This window comes from Bradyrhizobium sp. (assembly GCF_035570375.1).
GTDB lineage: Bacteria > Pseudomonadota > Alphaproteobacteria > Rhizobiales > Xanthobacteraceae > Bradyrhizobium.
This window is the reverse complement of record NZ_DATMLW010000022.1, coordinates 1-18031: the sequence shown is the minus strand read 5'-3', so window position 1 is coordinate 18031 and position 18031 is coordinate 1. Positions and strand designations below refer to the sequence as shown.

Genomic DNA, 18031 nt, shown 5'->3' with positions numbered 1-18031 from the left:
TGCCCTCATTTGAGCGGTATCATGTCGTGCATGACCGAGATGACGTAATCGAGGAAGGTCCCCATCATCGCCGCGATGACGATGGCAAGGATCAGAAAGCCGGCGAGGATCGAAAGCGGCACGCCGACGAAATAGACCTGCATCTGCGGCATCAGCCTCGCCAGCACCCCCAGCCCGATGTTGAAAACGAGGCCGAAAACCAGAAATGGCGCAGACAGTTGCATGCCGATCCTGAAAGCGGCCGTGAAGGCTCGCGTGGCCAGAGCTGCGACATCGCCGCTCGGTATCGGCTCTCCCGGCGAAAAGATCGTATAACTGTCGTTGAGCGCCGCGATGACGAGATGATGGCTGTCGGTCGCAAACAGCATCGTCACGCCGAGCAAGGTGAGGAAGTTCCCGATCAGGATCCCCTGTGTGCCCTCCGTGGTCGGATCGACGGAAGTGGCAAATCCGAGGCCGAGCTGCTGGGCGATCACCGAGCCTGCGACCTGCAGCGCCGCCAGCGTCACCCGCGCGGTCGCGCCGAGCACGACACCGACGATGATCTCGTAGAACATCATGAACAAGAGCGGAGCGAGCGAGCCCATGTCGATGTGGTAGGCGGCGCGGTGCAGCGGCAGGATGATAAGCGTCAGCAAAAGCGCGATCGCCAGCTTGACGCGGACCGGAATGTTCGTTTCGCCCAGCCCCGGCAACAGCGCCACCATCGCGCCGATACGCGCGAACACCAGCATGAAGGCGGCGGCGAGCGCAGGCAGCAGTGAAATATCGATGCGCATCCTTCACCAGCGGCACGGCGGATTCGCCATTCGCGAAATGGCAACGGCAGTGGAGTGGATTTGACATTCGCTCCCCACCCGGTCTGACTTCGATAGCGAATGTCAAATCCAAAACTCCACTGCAAAACTTGTATTTGCTGGAGCCGCTTATCGATTTGAAGTTCCTAGCAACGTTGCGGCAGCCAGCGAGGAACTTCAAACCGGCGGCGCCAGCCTGCCATCAACCGCCTATGATTCGCGAGGATATCCGCATCATGTGGCCGTGCAGCGAATCCGCCATGAACGGCAGCGCCAGCAGCAAAGTGATGAAAATGGCCAGGATCTTGGGAACGAAGATCAGCGTCTGTTCCTGGATCTGCGTGAGCGCCTGGAACAACGACACCACGACGCCGACGACGAGTCCGACGACCATCAAGGGCGAAGACACCACGACGATGGTCCAGATCGCGTCGCGCGCCACATCGAGAGTTTCAGGACCTGTCATTTCACATTCTCACTGCTCTACTGCGCCGAACCTAAAAACCGGCGAATGGGAGTAGCGAATAGCGAATGGATCATCCCCTACTCGCTACTCGCTATTCCCTACTCGCCCGTCAGATCGCCATTTTCATGATGTCTTCGTAGGCTTGGATCACCTTGTCGCGCACCGACACCAGCGTCGAAACCGCGACGTCGGTTTCGGCGACCGCGGTCACCACATCCATCACATTGGCCTTTCCTGACGCCAGCGCCACCGTCTGCGCGTCGGATTTGCGCCCCGTATCGAGGACGCCATTGAGCGCCTCCTTGAGCACGGCGCCGAACGAGGCTCCATCAGTATCCGGTCCTTTTCCGGCGGCTCCGCTTTCCAGGATTCGAGCGGCCGAGGCGTAGGCATTTGCAGCGACAGTGGGTGAAGCCATGGCTAAGAGCTTTCTGTTCAGGCTTTGAGGATGTCGAGCGTGCGTTGGATCATCCGGCGCGTGGCGCTGATGATGTTGAGATTGGCCTCGTAAGACCGCTGCGCCTCGCGCATGTCGGTCATTTCGATCAGCGGATTGACGTTGGGATATTTGACGTTGCCGGCCGCGTCCGCCGCCGGATTGCCCGGCTCGTATTTGATGCGGAACGCGGTCTGATCGGGCCGGATCTTGCCGAGCGCAACCACCTTCGCATCCAGCGTGCGATCGAGTGCCGAGGAAAACGTCGGCACCTTGCGGCGGTAGGGATCGCCGCCGGCGGTCGGCGCCGTGGAATCCGCGTTGGCGATGTTTTCCGAGATCACCCGCATCCGTCCTGCCTGCGCGCGCAGGCCGGAGGTGGCAATGCCCATCGAGCGGAGAAAGTCATTCGCATCGCTTGCCATGTCGGTTCCCTAAAATCTCACAACGTTCGAACACGTTTCCAGGCGATCCATCAGGCCTTGCCGATCGCCATTTTGAGAAGGTGCAGGCTCTTGCCGTAGAGGGAAGTGGCCGCCGCGTAGTCCATCTGGTTGGCGGAGACCTTCAGCATTTCCTCTTCCAGGCTGACGGAGTTGCCCGCGGGGCGGGTCTGAAAGCCGACGCGGCGGTTCTGGTCGAAAGTTGGCTCGGCGCCAGAGGCGGAAAGATGGACCTGGCTCGTGCGCAGCAGCGCGAGCGATCCCGCCGGTGCCGCGGCATTGCCGCCCTTCTCGTTGAATTTCAGTTCGACCAGGTCGCGCGGCTTGAAATTGGGGGTATTGGAGTTGGAGACGTTCTCGGCGAGAACGCGCTGGCGCTCCTGGTGCCATTGCATCCGGGTGCGGAGCGCCGACAAGGCCGGAAGATCGTTGATGGACATCGCGCCGTCTTTCCAAAGCCCTCTGCGGCCCGATGCCGCGTCAAAGTAGGCAGAATTTGCCGTGTGTATGGTTAACAGCCGGTTAACCGAAAAAATCAGCAAATCAGCAGGATGCGCTGGCTAACCGCCGGCGATGCCCCGATTGATATCGTTTGCGAAAAAACCCGATTGGCTAACCAGCGGGAGGCCAAATCAACTCAATACCCATGCCGGTCAGTTCTCGGTCGGCCAGCGAGGGGGTCGGCTATCAGAAAGTGGGCCTGCGCGAGACTGGTTTGGGGAAGCGAGATACTCGGCGTTCAAATCTCACGACCCGCAACATTATTGCACTGATATGTGGATGGTTTGGCGTGGTTTGGCGGTATCCGATTCCAATCCGCCAGTGACAGGTTCAAATTCAAAACTCAAAGGGCTTCGCTAGCCGGAGAACCAAGCGAAGCCCTGAATTTAGTCGGTGGCGAAGTCTCGAGCTTCCCACCACGGCGTGACCACAACACGCAGGATGATATCTAGCATCGCTGATGCCTGTGGTCAAACGCCGGATCGAAATCCGAGCGGAGTTAACCACATGCTTCAATCCACCGATATCACCATTACGCGGGGCAATCGAGCGAAGCTAACGCGAGAATTGCGCAGGGCCGTCGAAGCGGCACGGCGTGCTTATGACTTCTGCCCCGGCAGTTATTCTAATGCCGCCCATTCCTCACTGTTGAGCGTGATTGTCGCTTGGGAGGCCGCGACCGGCGCCGATGTGGGGTTAGCGCCATGAGCAAGGGACGTAAGCGCCCCAGTTCCATTGAGGGTCAATTCGCGCCGCGACTGATTGAAATGCTACAGTCGTCACCGTGGAGGACTATGAGCCTGTCCGGGCGAAAAGTTGTCGAACGGATTGAGATCGAATTCGCCCAGCATGGCGGAGAAGCCGGGGGCGAAAACGGCAGACTTCCGGTCACATATGATGATTTCGTGAGGTATGGAATGGACCGGCAATGCGTTGGTCCAGCTATACGAGAAGCCGAGGCGCTTGGCTTTATCGTAATCACCCGCCGAGGCAGGGCTGGTAATGCCGAGTGGCGCCTGCCGACCCTATTCCGGCTAACCTTCCGGCCCGCCAAGGGCATCCCCGGAAACGGATGCAGCCACGAATGGCGAGCGATCGAGACCATGGAACAGGCAACCATTCTCGCCAAGGCCGCCCGAGCCGCGAAGCCAGAAAAAACAAAATCCCAGTGGGGGAAAATCCCAAATTTCAGTGGGGGAAAGCCCACTGAAAACCATCTTTCTCAGTATGGGAAACCCCTACCGAAAAACGGCCATTTCCATAGTGCAGAAACCCCTACTACTTTCGATATATCCGGGAGGGGGGCGGGGGTTGCGGGTGGGAAGTCACCCGCGCTGACAGTGACAGCCGCTTGGCTCCGGGCCAAGGCCACGAAGGCTGTCCACTGATGCCAACCGGGGATTGCCAGTAGTGGAAGATGCCCTTCCGCAGGGCAGCGGTTTCGGCGGTGTTGATTGGTCACTGGATGCCAAATGTAAACGCTGCCCAAGGATATACCCCCATACTTAACCTCCCTTAGGTCCACGCTCGGGTGGTGGTTTGGTGTCGCCTTCGAAGTGGACAGTCAGGTCAAGGGCTCGGGGCCGTAGTCAAAAACGAAGGCCCGCGAGGACTGGACAGGTCAGGCCGGTCCGGATGGGCCGTACTGAAATCTAACCGTCAGTCAGCTTGAATTCGTAGGTTTCGACCAGTTGCGGCGAAACGTGCTGGCGGGTGACCTTGCGGGTAGCGCCAAGCTCGGTGACAGTTTCGGTCATCGGCAATAAGCATTCAGCGGTGCCAGCGGGGCGCACGTCATATCCACGACGGCGCAACAATTCCTGCAATCCTGAATCAAGGCCCCGCATGGCTGACGACCTCGACCACTGGCTTCGTCGAGCCGGATGTCAGCAATTCGAGCGCCGCCGTCAGCGCGGCGGACAAAGCTTTCGATGATCGTGCCCGCGATTATTCTCTCGCCGTCGGCCGCTGGGATCACCTTGTACCCGGCGTTGCGAAGATCATCCGGCAGCGTCGCATCCGGCAGACATTCGATCCCGATGACCCGATCTCCGGGTAGGCTTGTGATGCCGCCACCCCGTTCGGTGACGAAGCTGTTGAGCGCCTCGAACTTTTCGCGCGCCGTCGCTACTCTGGCGTTCGCGGTCGATAGAACTCCTTCGGCAAATGCTTCATGGCCTTCGCGAACGCCATGACCTTGTCGACGAAGTCCTGGAGCTGGCTGCGGAGCGAGGCGAAGTCCCGCGCGCCTTTCCCGGCATGACGCATGACCGTCTGCGAAGTTGGCTCGCTTGCGGTCCCTCGTGCAGCGACCATCGCCATGTGATATCCCGTCACCGGTCAAGCGGAAATTTCTATCAATTCTTACAGAGGCTTGATACCCATATGCTTCCCAGAGATCGTGCTCGGGAAGCAAATGGGGCGTGGCCATGTCAGATGATTTTGATGGCATCGAGGACGCCAAGACGACAATCCGCGCGGCGGTTCAGTATCTGCTCAAAGAGACTTCCGGCAGCGACCGCGGCGATATTGTTCGGGAGATCATTGAAATGGTGAAAGAGGTAGTGCGCGGGGACGATGCATTGCTCCGACCCATTCGACGATGCACCAGGCGGGTAGGTAGGCGAAAACCCTGGATAGTCCCTCGCCGACTCTAGGAAGGCCGCTGGTGAGTCCGGCATTTGCGGGGTGTCGGGGTCCATCCGATCGGCGCCAACGCATGGGCGGCAGATTCTTGATTCACTGCGGGAACCGTTCGGACGCGGCGAGTGTTGAGGTCGTCACAGGCAGGACCGCGAACCCGGAGTTCCGGTTATGAGCAACATCCCCCTGGACCTTCAAAGAAGCTGCGAACAGCGATGGGTGGCCAGATTTTTGAGGCCGCTGGCACTGGCCGCGTCCCAAAAGCAGGGGCACGCAAAGCGGGATCAAGCCGATCCCGGCAAAGACAAAAAGAAAACCCGCCGGGCTGAAGCGGCGGGCTTGAGGTCTATAGCGGCGGTGTGTGAGCGCGGGGACTGAAGCTCCGCGCCCTTCAAGCGGTCCCTAGGCCCTCGTCGATCTTGTCCTTGTGCCACGCTTTCAAATCAGTTGGGACGCAAACCTGAAGGGTAACCTTTTACGCACGGCGGAAGAATACGACCGGCTAGCCCAGCGCGCCCAGCAGTGGCGCTCAACCGAGAAAGAGTAAGGCCGCCTCAGTTGAGCGCCGACGATCACCGATCCCTCGGCGGTCGAGCTGCCTCCCTTATCGACGCCCGCTCCTCTTCGCGCTTTTTCTCAAGCCGTCGCGCCGAAGCTTGATCCGCATCAAGCTATCGCGGCCCAATTCCGCTAGGTTGTTTGGCGCTGGGCGACAGGCATGGCGCTCGGTGGCGAGGCCTCTTCCCCCGTCGCAAAGGAGGGGCCGCTCTCATCCGGCGGCCTCTTTCATTTTCCTGTGTAACCGAAGCACCGCGCCTTAGATCGGCGATGGTCAGGCCGCTGCCGCAGTATCCAGCAGCGAAAGGCCCGCATCGATGATGGCGATTTCGTTATCCAACTGCGCAATCACCTTGCTCGCGTCATACGGGCCTGGGAGCGATTTAAGCTCCGCCGTCAATCTTCCCCAATGTGCTCTTAGGTCATCGAGCGCCTTGCGATTGCGAAGGCGGACGTACGCGGCGACGATGCTTTCGATTGGCTCCATGCGTCGATATTGAACCGGACGGGGCCCAGAATCAAAAAGGAGGGTGTGAATTGCTGTGGAGCGCGGGACCGAAGCCGTTAGCAACGCAAAAAAGACCCGCCAGTCGCGGCGGGCCCAGGTTAGGGAGAATGTGCCGTGAAACGGCAATCGCAATGTACGGCGATTCTCGCTTCCAGCGTGTGCCATATCGAACGCACGGGACTCCATTCTGAAGTCCGGCCGGGACCCAGCCCTATGCATCGGGTGATGGAGTCGTTCTGACGCCTGCCGTGGCGCTATTAACTCTTCGTTAGCCGCTCATCACCACAACACCTTTGATCGATCTGACTGTCTTCACGGTCTCGCCGTTTCGCCGCCCTAATCACAATCACAATCGCGAGGCGCTGGAGGCTATCCGCGCTGGTCGGTCTTTGGCTCCCGCTCCATCGCCCTCTCAGCCCCTAGCCCAACGATGGAGCGGGATTTCATCAGCCTCAGCCGCAAGGCGAAGGAACGCCTCGCACGACCCCGCGTGAGGCGATGGCCTCACCCGTCTGTCGCTGTTTCGGCTTGGGCAGCACGATATGCAACATGCCTGTAGCCGCGTTGCTGTGGTCCCACTCTTTGACCTCTAATTCGGTTGGCTCCCTGACCGTGATTTCAGCGCCCACCAGGGTCATGAAGGCTTTCCCGCAGTACATCGGGTAAGCCTCTACAAGGATCTTGTTGGCTGCCGCTGCGATGGCGCCTGCAGTATCTCCCACCTCAAACGCGCTGATAACTACCGGCGAGCCATTGACCTCAATCGTGTAAAGCTCAACCTCTTCTGGTTCGCCGTCGCGCTGGATTTGACTGTCCGTCATCTAGATCTCCGTTGGACGCCTCAGCCCGCCAAGCTGCAAGTGCGTCGCAGTTTCGCTGATATCGCGAAAACCGAGGGTCCAACGAAGATCTGGAAATTCGGATTCGCGCTTTCCCACTGGCGATGGGGAAATATTCGACTCGAACGCAAATCACATGAGCAGATGAACTATCAACATTGGCGACACTGAGGCACCTACTCGACCCCGGCCAATTCCCCGGGCACCGGGGACGCACAAAGCCCCCGGGCTTTTCTGTGACATCGATGTGAAGCAGTTCACATGGATACCCCGCACCTTGAGCTATACAGGCGCGGGTACAGCCGCTTTGTGGAGGCATCCATGCATTCCCCGTTCGACGGGTCGCGTGGGAAAGAGGACGGCTTTTTCGAGAAATGGGGTTTCGGATTTTTGGTCCTGCCCGTGCTTCTCGCGGTCGCGATGGTGGTTCTTACTATCGTTCAGCCGAAAACCAACTGGATAGCCGACATCGTGCAGGCGGAGTTTCCCGGCAATAGCGCCTCGCCGGGCGAGGCTCCGACGCACCGCCAATAAATCTGGGCTCAAAACGCCGGATGATCGAATCGGTAGAGCGCAACGGTTTATCGCGACGCTTCGAGCTCTCACCGCCACCATTTTTCCTCAGTTGATTTTTTGGGGTTGCGTATGTCCTCCAACCGATATCGCTATCGCAAGCATGCTGAGGAATGCCTGGATCGCGCTGCTCGCGCTCGAAAGCCGCAAGATAGCGATGCATGGCTTTCGATGGCCGAAGACTGGATCAGGCTCGCTGTAGAGTCGGAAGCTGCAGAGAGGCAGCCCAGGGAAAGCTGAGCACAGGACCGTCGCCAGCCCCGCGCTTTTCTTCGGCGACGAAACCATTTTCCCAGGGCGATGAATCAACACTGAAACGCCGAGCCGTTATCCGTCGCTTTGCTGTGGGCTGGAAATGGGGATTTCCAATGTTTGAATTGGCCACAGCTTTCTTTGTAACGTTTAGCGCGACCATTTTTCTCGCGCATGCAATCGAAGCCCACCTGACTTCCAGTGGCGACTAGGGCTAACCGCGCATCACCAGGGAGTATGAGCGTGACCCAGGACCCGATGGTGGGCTTTCGCGCGCTACCACAGCTGCGCCTCGATCGATGGCCTGGTGTACCGCCGCAGCGCCCGGCGGCTGCTCAAGAGTCCTAGAAGTTTCGAGAAGTGCGGCACGATCAACTGAAAGGCTGATCCGCCGCCGCCTGGTCGAGCTCGGGCTGAAGGTGAAGAAGTGAAAACAGTCAACGCGGTCCGCATTGTTGCAGCCCTGCTGGCAGCACTATGCTGGTTTATGTCGGCTCGCACAAAGCTGACACGCGTAAGGGCGGGGCTCGAGGAACTCGACAAGGTGACACAATTGGCTGACGACCTGCAGATGATGGGCAAATGGAACGCCCGAGCGGCGGCTTTTGCCTGTATTGCCGCGGTAGCGGATGCGCTGATCGCCTTCGGTTGATGCAACCCCTTGCGGCTTCCCGTGCGCCCCGATCGGCGGAACATGTCCGGCCGCCGCAAAAAATCGCCTTCGCTGAAATCCGCTCATACGGCGTGCGCGGCGTCTTGGTCTATTGCTCGGATTATCGCTGCAGCCATTAATGTTGAGGACATACAAATTATACTTGAGGGCTTTTGTCACCAGTTGCGGAACAGAGTCAGCAATCGCTGCTGATGCAGGGGCTTTTTCTTCACGGCGCATCCAGACTACTTCCTTTGCGCATGAGCAAACGGCGCAATAGGAACAACATCTCCCGACCAAGCTACAGCCGTCACTCCAATCCAAGCCTCCCCGGCCCTTGGGGTGGCACTGATGGCCCCGGCGGATGAACCCGGGGCCATTCTTTTGCTGGCCGGATTCGCAATTTCCTTAGGCGCCACCTATCTTTGCAGCATGCTTAGATCATTTGAGTTCGGTATTCCGACGCGGGGAACCAAGGTTCGTGACCGGCCGGATTGGATCCACGAAATCAAGTTTGATGGCTGCGCGTGGAGCGCAGCAACGATCGAGTGCGACTGATTACCCGCGGCGGATACGACTGGACAAAGCGCTTCCCCTGGATCGTTGAGGCCGCCCTGAAGAACCGTCAGAAGCATTTCGTCATCGATGGCGAGGCAGTCATTCTAGGTGGCGACGGCTATTCCGATTTCAACGCTCTGCATTCGGGCAAGCACAATGACTAGGTGCAGCTCTTCGCCTTCGACGTGCTGGCAATGGATGGCAACGATCTGCGCAAGCTGCCACTGTCGATGCGCAAGACCAATCTTGAACGGCTGCTGGCACGCAGACCAGAAGGCATTTTCGTCAACCCATTCGAGATCGGGCCGGACCTGTTTCGGGCCGCGTGTCGAATGGGACTAGAGGGCTTAGGTCGAAACGGCGTGACCGGCCCTATCAAGCCGGACGCTCAAAGCATTGGGTGAAGATCAAGAACCGGCAGCATCCGGCGATGGATCGGGTGATTGCCTCCTAGCGCGAGCAACTATGAGCCTGAGAGAGCGTCCATCGCGTGAGCCATAAAAATTCCGATACTAAAAATAACCATCGTACCAACTAACATAGCTCAATACTCCGTACGCTATGGACGGATTTTGAGGTGCGAGCGGCTACACAGTCAAAAGTAATCTGGGGAAAGTGAACGAGTTTGTCGTGAGTGGTGAGTCTTAGCCACAGCTACCCAACTGCAACATGCGGAACGCAGCAGGTCCGCGTTTGATATCCTTCCTTTGCGGCGAAACTTCCGTGCGCAGACGGTGGCTCATATTAAGTTCGTGCTTTGAACCTAACGATAGGCGCAAACGTCAGCTGCAGCATTGGTGCCTCTGACCAAGTTACGGCATCAGGTGAAGCACGAAAAACGCCGTTTTTTTATTCATCGCGTTCGGGGTCGCCCGAGGACTCCACGAAGGGACAGCAGCGCTGGCTTGATCGGCATCGGCGCTAGTGACAGCATCCCTCGCATCGGGGATACGTTGGCCCCGACACGCTGGCAATGCATTCGACTGCCTCCTTTGAATGAGGGCTCTGCGCCGGTGGCTTTCAGGTTAGCGCTTCGCTTCGAGCACCGGCTCGGCGCGCAACGCCTCTAGGCAAACGCAACGCAACGGCAAAGGCCGCCGAGGGAAACCTTGGCGGCTTTTGCGTCTCGCCAAATTGAGCTAGCTAAGCAGAATTTATGGGAGGGCGCACGAAGTGAACTCTACCCTTAAGGTTCAGAAGTCAGAAGCAACAACTCTGATTGAAAGAATCAAGGCCGAAATCAAAAAGCGTTCGGAAGCGAAGGCCAAGCGGATGCTGCTTAAGCGGACCAAAAGGCTTACGAAACGCTACGGCACCTAAGGCGACGTCGCTTGAACTGAGTGATTCTTCGCATTCGTTCGCGCCGTCTCAATCATACCAATCCTTGCGATCACGCGGCAGCTTGCCTCGCGCATAACCCGTCGAGACCGAGTACCGCAGTTTTTCCAGTTTCTAGAAAATGGTTGGCGACGATCAGAGCCTTGACCGCCTCTCGCGCATCACCGCCGTGTGAAGACATTTCGCAGTATGGCACAAGGAAGCATGTTCTGTTTCGCGATGGAAGGCCCCGAAAAAACAGTTGGACAAGTTGCGTCGAGGCGCCGCGCGGCCTTCATTCAGCCGAAATCGGTGAGTTGTTAGACCCCGTCCCTGAAGACCCAGATGACAGGAGTAGCCAGCCAGTGACCGCTATCCAAGACATGCGCGGCGGTGCCGAATTCATTGACCGCCTCGTCGCAGCTGCCGCCAACATGGCGCTGGTCTTTGCCTGGAGCCGGAGGAGATGATGCGAGCGGAATTGGATCAAATGCGCCAGACTCTTGCGCGCGAGCTGACACCGGTACTCGGGGCAGAGGCTGCTCATCGGATTGTCGGCGCTTTCGTTAGAGCTGTTTTCGGGCAAACGGCGCTGATCGAAGCGGGCGAATTCTGTTTTGCCGATGATCGTTTCTCGCATCCATTAGGACGTGCGTCTGCAAATGACCTGCGACATCGCGAGGCCGAATTTGCTGTATCGCACTCACTTGGCGACGGCGTTTCGCTCGACAAAATCGGCGATCCACTTGTCGATTCATTTACGGTGCAATCGGGCTTTGACCCCCGAGCTGCTTTCCTCGACCGTCTCGCCGCACTCCACAATGCCAGCATTGGTGTCGCCCGCTGATCTCTTTGCCTCCATGACCTGAGAAAAGCGTAACATCACAGGCCGAGCTGTCGCGGTTGCGCATAGATAATTCAGACTGACGGCCGCGCCGTGCTCTCCCTGGGGGACCGCGGCCATCAGCAGGGTTGCTAAACGAGTTGACGAGTGTCTCTTCAGTTCCACCGCGCCGTCGAAAACATGGACGTATGGAGCCCGAGTAGCGCGACATTTCGTTCGTAATTTCATCTCCCAGCCGCGCTGGTCCGGGCTTTCACGGCCGTCCCGGCTTTCTTGCATAGTGGCAACCGCCCTATTCGAGCACAGGCGCGATCGAGATCATCGGCTCGCCGTTCGAGACTTTCGCGGACGCCGAGGACGCCTGCAAACGATGCTTCGGGAGCTTAACCGCCTCCGCACGAGTAACGTCTGCCAATCAGTCACAGCCTGTAGTGTACGACGATGGGGGAAAAAGTTCGTATCACTGCTCAAGTCAGCAGGCAACCAGCATCGGATGAAGCGCGCGACCGAAGCTCCGGCGCACCGGTCGGCTACCACTTCTAGGCCTCCTTCACAATACCCGGCAATTCTCTGCGCAGAACACCTAGCACGGTGCCAACCCGGTCCAGCCACGCCAGGGCCCGCTCTGCAATGTCGGCCCCCTGACGGATAACGTCCCGGATCATCTCCTCCAATTCCCACTCGGGGATGTCCTCTGCTTTGCGCTGGGTCAACTCGCTGTGGTCATTCATGTTGATACCCTTGTGATCCAAATCATATCCACACAGCATGCAGCCTGCTAGATTTGCCGACGCTGGGGGATTGCAGGGCCCAGTAGCAGGGCGCCGCCGGGACAAGACATTTCGAGCCCGACGGCGTAATTTTTTTGACTGTTAGTTTACCGCCTCGGTCACCTGGCGCGTGTGGCCAGACATTCAGTGGGAATCATGAAAAAACAAAAAGTGATTTCACGAAGAAAACCCGGGCCTGCCGCTACCGGCAAGGGCGTCGTCGTCCGAATGCACCCTCCGCAGCTAAAGGCCCTGGACGCTTGGATTGCTCAGCAAAAGCCACCATTTCCCTCGAGGCCCGAGGCGGTCAGACCCTTGGTCGAAATGTCGCTCGCCCGTCCGGTCTGCTATCCTAAGGAGATTGCGGCCAAGGCAAAGGAGCTCGCCTCCAAGGCTATTGATGGGCTGATTGATCCTTCAGCGTCAGTCGATAAGAAGGTTGATCGCAAGCGCCGTCTCATCAAGGGCCCGTCTGTTTTTCGAGTACGCGTCGATCAGTCTAGTCGAGATCGAGCTGAAGGCTAAACCAAAGGGCTAACGATGGAGCCCGTAAATCCAAAAAAGCAAACGAAAACAGCCGAAGAATTGGCGACGATGATTCTTCAGGATCTCAGCAACGTGGAAGGCTGCCCCCGGCGCGGAATTACCGTGACCGTCTACGGTCTCGATCCATGGAACGTGTTGCTCTCGTTTGGCGCCGAGGCCGGTCCCTTGCGCAACAAAGCCGAGTTGCAGAGGTTCTGCGACATCATCACCGAGCGGTTGAGGCGCCTGTATAACGTGGCGACTTAACCCGATCGGAATCCGGCGCTATAGCGTGGCGGCTGGGGACAGATGCCTTTACATTTCGGGACAGCAAATGGGCTTGGTTGATGCGAGCGCTGCCGTAGCCGTCGCGAAGGCGCGTGAAAGGAGGGCCGGGGGGCAAAACTCGGTCGGCGATCGCGGCCCACACACCCCTCGCAAATTTTTTGTAATTTTTTGAAGCCCCTCATGGCCGGGGGCCTCTCGGCCCCTCAGCCAGCTCCGCCCTCCGAATTGTCGCAACACCAATTGAGGATTCCCTCGCAATGCGCCAGCGGATTAATGCCTGCGGTCCTGGCCATGTCGAAAATCCCTATCTTTCAATGAGCTGTTATCGTTCACAGTCCTGCTTGCCGTAGGCGGTACCGATTGTGTGAGCGAAAGAAGGCGGAGCGAGTTGATGGTGTTGGCGGCTCGTTCGCTGAGTCTCCTCGGCGAGCAGTGCGAAGTTAAATCATTTTCTGCGGGCCCAGCTGCTCCTGCCGTCGCAAAGCTAATGGCGCCTTTGCGATCCTTGAACTTCGGCACCTCTCGGCGGGGCAGCTCGGCTTCCGGCCAGTCCGGGCACAGGGTGTTACCGGGGATCACGCCGCTATCAAAATCCCCGACATCTGGCGCTTTCTCAGCTGCGAGTTCCCGTGCCAAATCTTCGAGCGACGGTCCCGCTATAGGCCAACAGCCATTGTGATCCGCTATAGGCCAACGGCCATTGTGATCCAACTTCGTGAGGATCACCTGGCTTAGTTGGCGTCTAATGTTTAGCCAGAGCAGCAGGCTTCCGCCGACCAGGAAGAAAATCGTTAGGGCGTTGAGTAGCATGACCGTCCCTTGTTATGAACCTACACGCAGCATCAGCATCAATCTGGATTGGGGCGGTCAAGAAACGCCATGATGACCAATCGGGTTCTTTTTCGGGGCGGTGAGTGCTCGCAAATCTTGTGTGATTTTTAAATTTTTTTGTGTCTCGCAAACGCGATGCGCAAAGCGCGCTTCTCAATGTTGAGTTGGGCCCGGTCCGACAATGAGGGCCCAGAAGGCCATCAGGCACGCGTCGCAGACTTCTTCGAACATGGGCAGGGTGTCGAGCGTCGCTTTGTGCTGATGGCGAAGCAGTGTTTGCTATTCCCCGATCTGACCGAGTGGGAGCGGGATTTTCTCGAAAGCCTCATTGCTCGACCGCCAGATCGTCTCAGCACGCGGCAGGCCGAGGTACTGTTCGAGATACGCGACGCAAACGAACTGATCTCTAACGTCGACGGCAACATTAAAGTCAGCACCCTGATCAGGCGCGCATATGAAGCGCGGCTCGAACTCGACGAGGGCGACGAGGAATGGATCGTCGCAATCTGGAACCGTGGAACGACGTCACTTCGGCGGCGGCACATTGGCCGCCTGAAACGATGCTGCGTTCAGCTTGGCGAATTAGAGTCGCACGTGGCCTAATTGTGATCGCCGAGAAATCGCCATTCTCTGGTGCCTCACCCTGAATGGGTGGGACCCTAGTGCCTAATCCTCGGCCTTCACCGCCACCTCGGCCGCCAGGGCCAGCGGCACCACCAGCAACTAAGGCGGGGCTTCGGTCCCGGCCAGACTTCAGAATGAAGTCCCGTGTGTTAGATATGGCACACGCTGGAAGCGAGAATTGCCGTACATTGCGATTGCTGTTTCACGGCAAATTCTCCTTAACTTGGGCCCGCCGCGAATGGCGGGCCCTTTTGCTTTGCTAACGGCTTCGGTCCCGCGCCTTTACGCGGCCGACATTGTCGATCGGGCCCTGGCACGGCTCGATATGCCGACGCAGAAAAAAGCAGCGCGTTTAGATTTTGTTGGCAACAGCGGTTTAGATTTTGTCGGCTTGGGGGCTAACGGGAGAAAGCCCTCGATGAAAGACCTAGATCAGATCTGGTACCTCGCGGTCGGCACATTCATGGCTGTTTCGGCGGCGAGCGTCATCGCGTTCATCGTCGCATTTGACAGCTTTTGACGTTTGCCTGCGACAAACTACGCCGACAAGGCCCTGCGTAGATTAAACTGTGTCGGTTGACTCTACACGGCCGACGCCTCTGGACCCCAGCCCGACCACACCGCGGCTGGGGTTTCTTTTGTAGGCGCGGGACTGGCTAGTGCTGATCCCGCGCTTTTGACACAACCCCTAAACCTTACATTCACGCCGGTAACGCGATTTCAACGGGTTCGCGGCTAAATTGAATTGGGTTTGTTCTGCCTACCGCGCTTTCTAGGAATTCCCGCCGGCGGCCCCCCGGCGGGTTTTCTATTGGCTGGGCTGGCGACGTTTTTCCAGTTGCAATGGAGTAAGCTCGGGGCTTCGGTCCCGCGTTTTCATTTTGGATGGCTGCCCCTGGCCCACTAGTGCCCATCGCACGATCGCGCCGTTGATCGGATCAGGCAAAAAAATGGGGCTCTATTGGCGACAGTTTGCAAGGGCTATCGAAATGCGATGGCACAATGTCGATCAAAATCTTTCATAAAAAGAACAGATAACACCTTATAAGAAATGGCCATCCATGGGGGGCAATCGGAGAAAGCCCACGGGTGAGCACGTTGTCTGCTTCACCTCAGAAAGTAGACATTGAAGCCATCAGCCGCGGCGCTGGCTATGAGCGGATGCCATCGATGTCCTGACCCTATGGACGGGCAACGCCGACGAGATAGCGTTTTTCGTCGAAGCTGACGCGCGTCCCGCGTGGAAAAGTCTGACCCGCAAGGACGTGCTCTCGCGCCAGCATGGCAGCGGCGAGCCGGCCGTTCTTGTGGAAGTTCAATGCCCAATGCAAATCCCTGCCGCTGGCGCAGGGAATGCCGTCGACGTCGCGATCTCCTGCCAGGTGCAGAGAGCTGACGCGCCCGTTCGGGTGAAACCACACCAGCGTTCCGCCGAGGCAAGGCAGGCCATCGACCTCCTGATCTCCGCCCAGTTTCACGTCGTCTCCTGATGTTCCAGCGGCCGTCAATGCGCGACCGCAAGACTTCGCCGACATAGGCGACGAGGTGATCGTAGAGCTCCAGTGTCGCACGCTCGACGCCGATGCGCTCGACGTATTCGGAAACAAGATCGAGACTCTTGTAGGAGAGATCGAGAAACTCCGCTGTCTGCGACATCCGCGAGCGAAGCTCCGCAACCAGCGTCTCGATGTTGGAGGTCAGCCGATCTTTCAGGGTCGAATAGTAAGCCCAGTGCGCGGTGGACCCCTGGCGCCCGTGCTTTGCGTCCTCTTCGACCTTTGCGCACCAGCGCAGGAAGCGATGGAAGACATCGGCCGCGTAGACGTCGCCCTTGCCGACGAGGCCGAGCTCGGCGAACACCAGCAGGAAGCGGTCGCCCGGGAGTTCATAGACGCTCGACTGCGGCAACGAGTCCCGCAGCGCGGCCGTCATGTCCCGGCGAAGCGTCGCACCGGATGTAATCAGCTCTTCGACCTGACGCCGGGTCAAGCGACGTTCGTTAAGGGTCCTCCTGCCAGCCATCGGCGCGCACCTCAGTGACCGGGAAAAGCGGATCAGCTGTTGGCGAGGTATCTGTAAAGCCGGTCCCCGGCGGCTCTGTGGCGAACCTGACGCCCGTCCGCTCTACCCCCGAAAGCCGACATCATCGCCGAAGCGACTGAGGTCCGCTTTGGGCCCAATTTCGGACTCATGCATCGCAGCAAATTGGATTCTATTCGATCACCTCGTCCGCCCGGGCAACAAGGGCAGGTGGCACCTCAAGGCCGAGCGTCTTTGCGGTTTTTAGATTGATGATCAGTTCAACCCGCGTGACCTGTTGCACCGGGAGGTCCGCTGTCTTCTCGCCCTTGAGAATGCGGCCCGCATAGCTGCCGATTATCTTGAACAAAGATACTACATTGGTGCCGTAGCTCATCAGCCCGCCGGCGGCAGTAAATTCGCGATATTGATAGACTGCCGGGATAGCATGGCGAAGTGCCTGACCGGCAATCCGCTCTACCCTACTCAGAAAGAAAACATCCGGTGAGATCACGAGACCTGTTGGGCGCAATTCCCGTACCTTGGCAAACGCCTGGTCGAGTTCATCATCAGTGCTCGCATGTAGCACGTGAAGCGCGACTCCAAGACTGTCGGCCGCGACCTGTACCCCTTTCGATTGGTACTCGGCGACAGACGAACTCAAAGGATTAATGAGCAAAGCAAATATCTGAGCCCCATGGACGACCTGGTGGAGCAATTCGAGCCTTTTCGCGCCCAGTTCCGAGCCGAGACTGGTCACACCTGTGAGGTTACCACTCGGACGGCTCAGGTTGGCAGTCCATCCGGCCTCCACCGGGTCTCGTGTTGTCCAAAATATGATAGGGATTGTCGATGTCGCGTCTCTTGCGCGGTAGACTGCAGGCCCATCGGCGACGATCAACGCGGCTTTTCGGCCGACCAGATCAGCGGCTGCCGTCTTCAGTTCTTCGTACTTGAAGCCCGTCCAGCGATAGTCAACGGTTATGTTGCGGCCTTCGACGTAGCCTTCTTCGCTCAAGCCCTCGCGGAAGGCGCGCACGCGCGAGGCAAAAATATCGGGCGTACCGGCACTGACATAGCCGATCACCGGCATCGCCTGCTTCTGTGCGCGCGTCGCGAGCGGCCAATACGCTGCCGCTCCGCCGAGGAGCGCTACGAAATCGCGCCGCTTCATGAGCCCTCCGAGGTCACGGTTACACCGTAACATATTGCTGACTGAGAGCCATGTTGTGCGCCAGGATAAATTGGGCGGCCCGTGTCCGAGACGGGTCATTCGCGACTGAGCCGGCCGGTCCTACCTGCTAATTGATGTCCGCTTCCTTCCGAAAGCGACCAAAGCGCTGCCTTGCAGCGAAATGACGCGATGGGCCAATGGCGGACTCTCGAATTACGGAATTACGCCGGCCTTCGCATCATTGTAAAATCGGTCACACGCCGATTGGCGCGTGATAACCTGCACGACGCTGCGAGCCGCTATGAGCCCGTCTGCGGAGCAGATCAAATGGCAATCGGCATCGACAAACGTGGGTTCATAGCCGGACTCGGCGCCACGGCGCTCGCGTGGCCTTTTGCCATACAAGCGCAGCA

At 58.4% G+C, this 18031-nt stretch carries 24 protein-coding genes; 11 read left to right on the top strand and 13 right to left on the bottom strand.

What is annotated here, in order from left to right:
- Positions 1 to 5: 5 nt before the first annotated feature.
- The 9 genes from fliR to VNX23_RS02680 all read right to left on the bottom strand — a co-directional run bounded on the left by fliR (position 6) and on the right by VNX23_RS02680 (position 7173).
- Positions 6 to 779, bottom strand: coding sequence for a flagellar biosynthetic protein FliR (fliR, locus tag VNX23_RS02720; protein WP_325627636.1), 774 nt, complete (start codon positions 777 to 779; stop codon positions 6 to 8).
- A gap of 220 nt (positions 780 to 999) precedes the next feature.
- Positions 1000 to 1263 (bottom strand): flagellar biosynthesis protein FliQ, encoded by a 264-nt coding sequence (gene fliQ / locus VNX23_RS02715; RefSeq protein ID WP_325627635.1) that lies wholly within the window; start codon positions 1261 to 1263, stop codon positions 1000 to 1002.
- A 109-nt stretch (positions 1264 to 1372) separates the two neighbouring features.
- Entirely contained in the window at positions 1373 to 1681 is a 309-nt protein-coding gene (gene fliE, locus VNX23_RS02710) for a flagellar hook-basal body complex protein FliE (protein WP_325627634.1), read from the bottom strand.
- A 17-nt stretch (positions 1682 to 1698) separates the two neighbouring features.
- Positions 1699 to 2124: a flagellar basal body rod protein FlgC gene (gene flgC / locus VNX23_RS02705; protein WP_325627633.1), complete on the bottom strand. Its 426-nt coding sequence runs from the start codon at positions 2122 to 2124 to the stop codon at positions 1699 to 1701.
- A 50-nt stretch (positions 2125 to 2174) separates the two neighbouring features.
- On the bottom strand, positions 2175 to 2582 hold the full coding sequence (gene flgB, locus VNX23_RS02700) for a flagellar basal body rod protein FlgB (protein WP_325627632.1): 408 nt from the start codon (positions 2580 to 2582) through the stop codon (positions 2175 to 2177).
- Between the two features lie 2188 nt (positions 2583 to 4770).
- Positions 4771 to 4965 (bottom strand): hypothetical protein, encoded by a 195-nt coding sequence (locus tag VNX23_RS02695; RefSeq protein WP_325627631.1) that lies wholly within the window; start codon positions 4963 to 4965, stop codon positions 4771 to 4773.
- 110 nt (positions 4966 to 5075) lie between these two features.
- Positions 5076 to 5345 (bottom strand): hypothetical protein, encoded by a 270-nt coding sequence (locus tag VNX23_RS02690; RefSeq protein ID WP_325627630.1) that lies wholly within the window; start codon positions 5343 to 5345, stop codon positions 5076 to 5078.
- A gap of 773 nt (positions 5346 to 6118) precedes the next feature.
- Positions 6119 to 6538 carry a hypothetical protein gene (locus VNX23_RS02685; protein WP_325627629.1) on the bottom strand — a complete coding sequence of 140 codons (420 nt, stop codon included), beginning with the start codon at positions 6536 to 6538 and terminating at the stop codon, positions 6119 to 6121.
- A gap of 266 nt (positions 6539 to 6804) precedes the next feature.
- Complete coding sequence (locus VNX23_RS02680) at positions 6805 to 7173, bottom strand: hypothetical protein (RefSeq protein ID WP_325627628.1); 369 nt, start codon at positions 7171 to 7173, stop codon at positions 6805 to 6807.
- A gap of 339 nt (positions 7174 to 7512) precedes the next feature.
- On the opposite strand from VNX23_RS02680, the gene VNX23_RS02675 reads away from it, so the two are divergent.
- From VNX23_RS02675 to VNX23_RS02650, 6 genes are all read left to right on the top strand, one after another.
- The gene (locus tag VNX23_RS02675; protein WP_325627627.1) at positions 7513 to 7725 is read left to right on the top strand and encodes a hypothetical protein; all 213 of its coding nucleotides are present in this window, start codon (positions 7513 to 7515) and stop codon (positions 7723 to 7725) included.
- 718 nt (positions 7726 to 8443) lie between these two features.
- A complete protein-coding gene (locus tag VNX23_RS02670; protein WP_325627626.1) occupies positions 8444 to 8668 on the top strand; it encodes a hypothetical protein in 225 nt (74 codons plus the stop codon).
- A gap of 351 nt (positions 8669 to 9019) precedes the next feature.
- Entirely contained in the window at positions 9020 to 9226 is a 207-nt protein-coding gene (locus VNX23_RS02665) for a hypothetical protein (RefSeq protein WP_325627625.1), read from the top strand.
- Entirely contained in the window at positions 9217 to 9390 is a 174-nt protein-coding gene (locus tag VNX23_RS02660; protein WP_325627624.1) for a hypothetical protein, read from the top strand. The genes VNX23_RS02665 and VNX23_RS02660 overlap by 10 nt, the downstream gene beginning before the upstream one ends.
- The gene (locus VNX23_RS02655; protein ID WP_325627623.1) at positions 9391 to 9630 is read left to right on the top strand and encodes a hypothetical protein; all 240 of its coding nucleotides are present in this window, start codon (positions 9391 to 9393) and stop codon (positions 9628 to 9630) included.
- Between the two features lie 1379 nt (positions 9631 to 11009).
- Complete coding sequence (locus VNX23_RS02650) at positions 11010 to 11390, top strand: hypothetical protein (protein ID WP_325627622.1); 381 nt, start codon at positions 11010 to 11012, stop codon at positions 11388 to 11390.
- Between the two features lie 536 nt (positions 11391 to 11926).
- Here the strand turns inward: VNX23_RS02650 and VNX23_RS02645 are convergent.
- Positions 11927 to 12118: a hypothetical protein gene (locus VNX23_RS02645; protein WP_325627621.1), complete on the bottom strand. Its 192-nt coding sequence runs from the start codon at positions 12116 to 12118 to the stop codon at positions 11927 to 11929.
- Positions 12119 to 12313: 195 nt separating this feature from the next.
- Between VNX23_RS02645 and VNX23_RS02640 the strand changes: the two genes are divergently transcribed.
- Together VNX23_RS02640 and VNX23_RS02635 are read left to right on the top strand one after the other, a co-directional pair.
- Positions 12314 to 12682 (top strand): hypothetical protein, encoded by a 369-nt coding sequence (locus tag VNX23_RS02640; protein WP_325627620.1) that lies wholly within the window; start codon positions 12314 to 12316, stop codon positions 12680 to 12682.
- A 69-nt stretch (positions 12683 to 12751) separates the two neighbouring features.
- On the top strand, positions 12752 to 12949 hold the full coding sequence (locus VNX23_RS02635) for a hypothetical protein (RefSeq protein ID WP_325627619.1): 198 nt from the start codon (positions 12752 to 12754) through the stop codon (positions 12947 to 12949).
- A gap of 291 nt (positions 12950 to 13240) precedes the next feature.
- On the opposite strand, the gene VNX23_RS02630 is transcribed toward VNX23_RS02635, so the two are convergent.
- Positions 13241 to 13780 (bottom strand): hypothetical protein, encoded by a 540-nt coding sequence (locus VNX23_RS02630; protein WP_325627618.1) that lies wholly within the window; start codon positions 13778 to 13780, stop codon positions 13241 to 13243.
- A 156-nt stretch (positions 13781 to 13936) separates the two neighbouring features.
- Between VNX23_RS02630 and VNX23_RS02625 the strand changes: the two genes are divergently transcribed.
- Together VNX23_RS02625 and VNX23_RS02620 are read left to right on the top strand one after the other, a co-directional pair.
- A complete protein-coding gene (locus VNX23_RS02625) occupies positions 13937 to 14404 on the top strand; it encodes a hypothetical protein (RefSeq protein WP_325627617.1) in 468 nt (155 codons plus the stop codon).
- A 199-nt stretch (positions 14405 to 14603) separates the two neighbouring features.
- Entirely contained in the window at positions 14604 to 14945 is a 342-nt protein-coding gene (locus VNX23_RS02620; protein ID WP_325627616.1) for a hypothetical protein, read from the top strand.
- Between the two features lie 587 nt (positions 14946 to 15532).
- Here VNX23_RS02620 and VNX23_RS02615 read toward each other — a convergent pair.
- A complete protein-coding gene (locus VNX23_RS02615; RefSeq protein ID WP_325627615.1) occupies positions 15533 to 16357 on the bottom strand; it encodes a hypothetical protein in 825 nt (274 codons plus the stop codon).
- A gap of 280 nt (positions 16358 to 16637) precedes the next feature.
- Positions 16638 to 17618: an ABC transporter substrate-binding protein gene (locus VNX23_RS02610; RefSeq protein ID WP_325627614.1), complete on the bottom strand. Its 981-nt coding sequence runs from the start codon at positions 17616 to 17618 to the stop codon at positions 16638 to 16640.
- Between the two features lie 189 nt (positions 17619 to 17807).
- On the opposite strand from VNX23_RS02610, the gene VNX23_RS02605 reads away from it, so the two are divergent.
- Positions 17808 to 18031 (top strand): hypothetical protein (locus tag VNX23_RS02605; protein WP_325627613.1); only part of this gene is annotated, 224 nt, incomplete at its 3' end.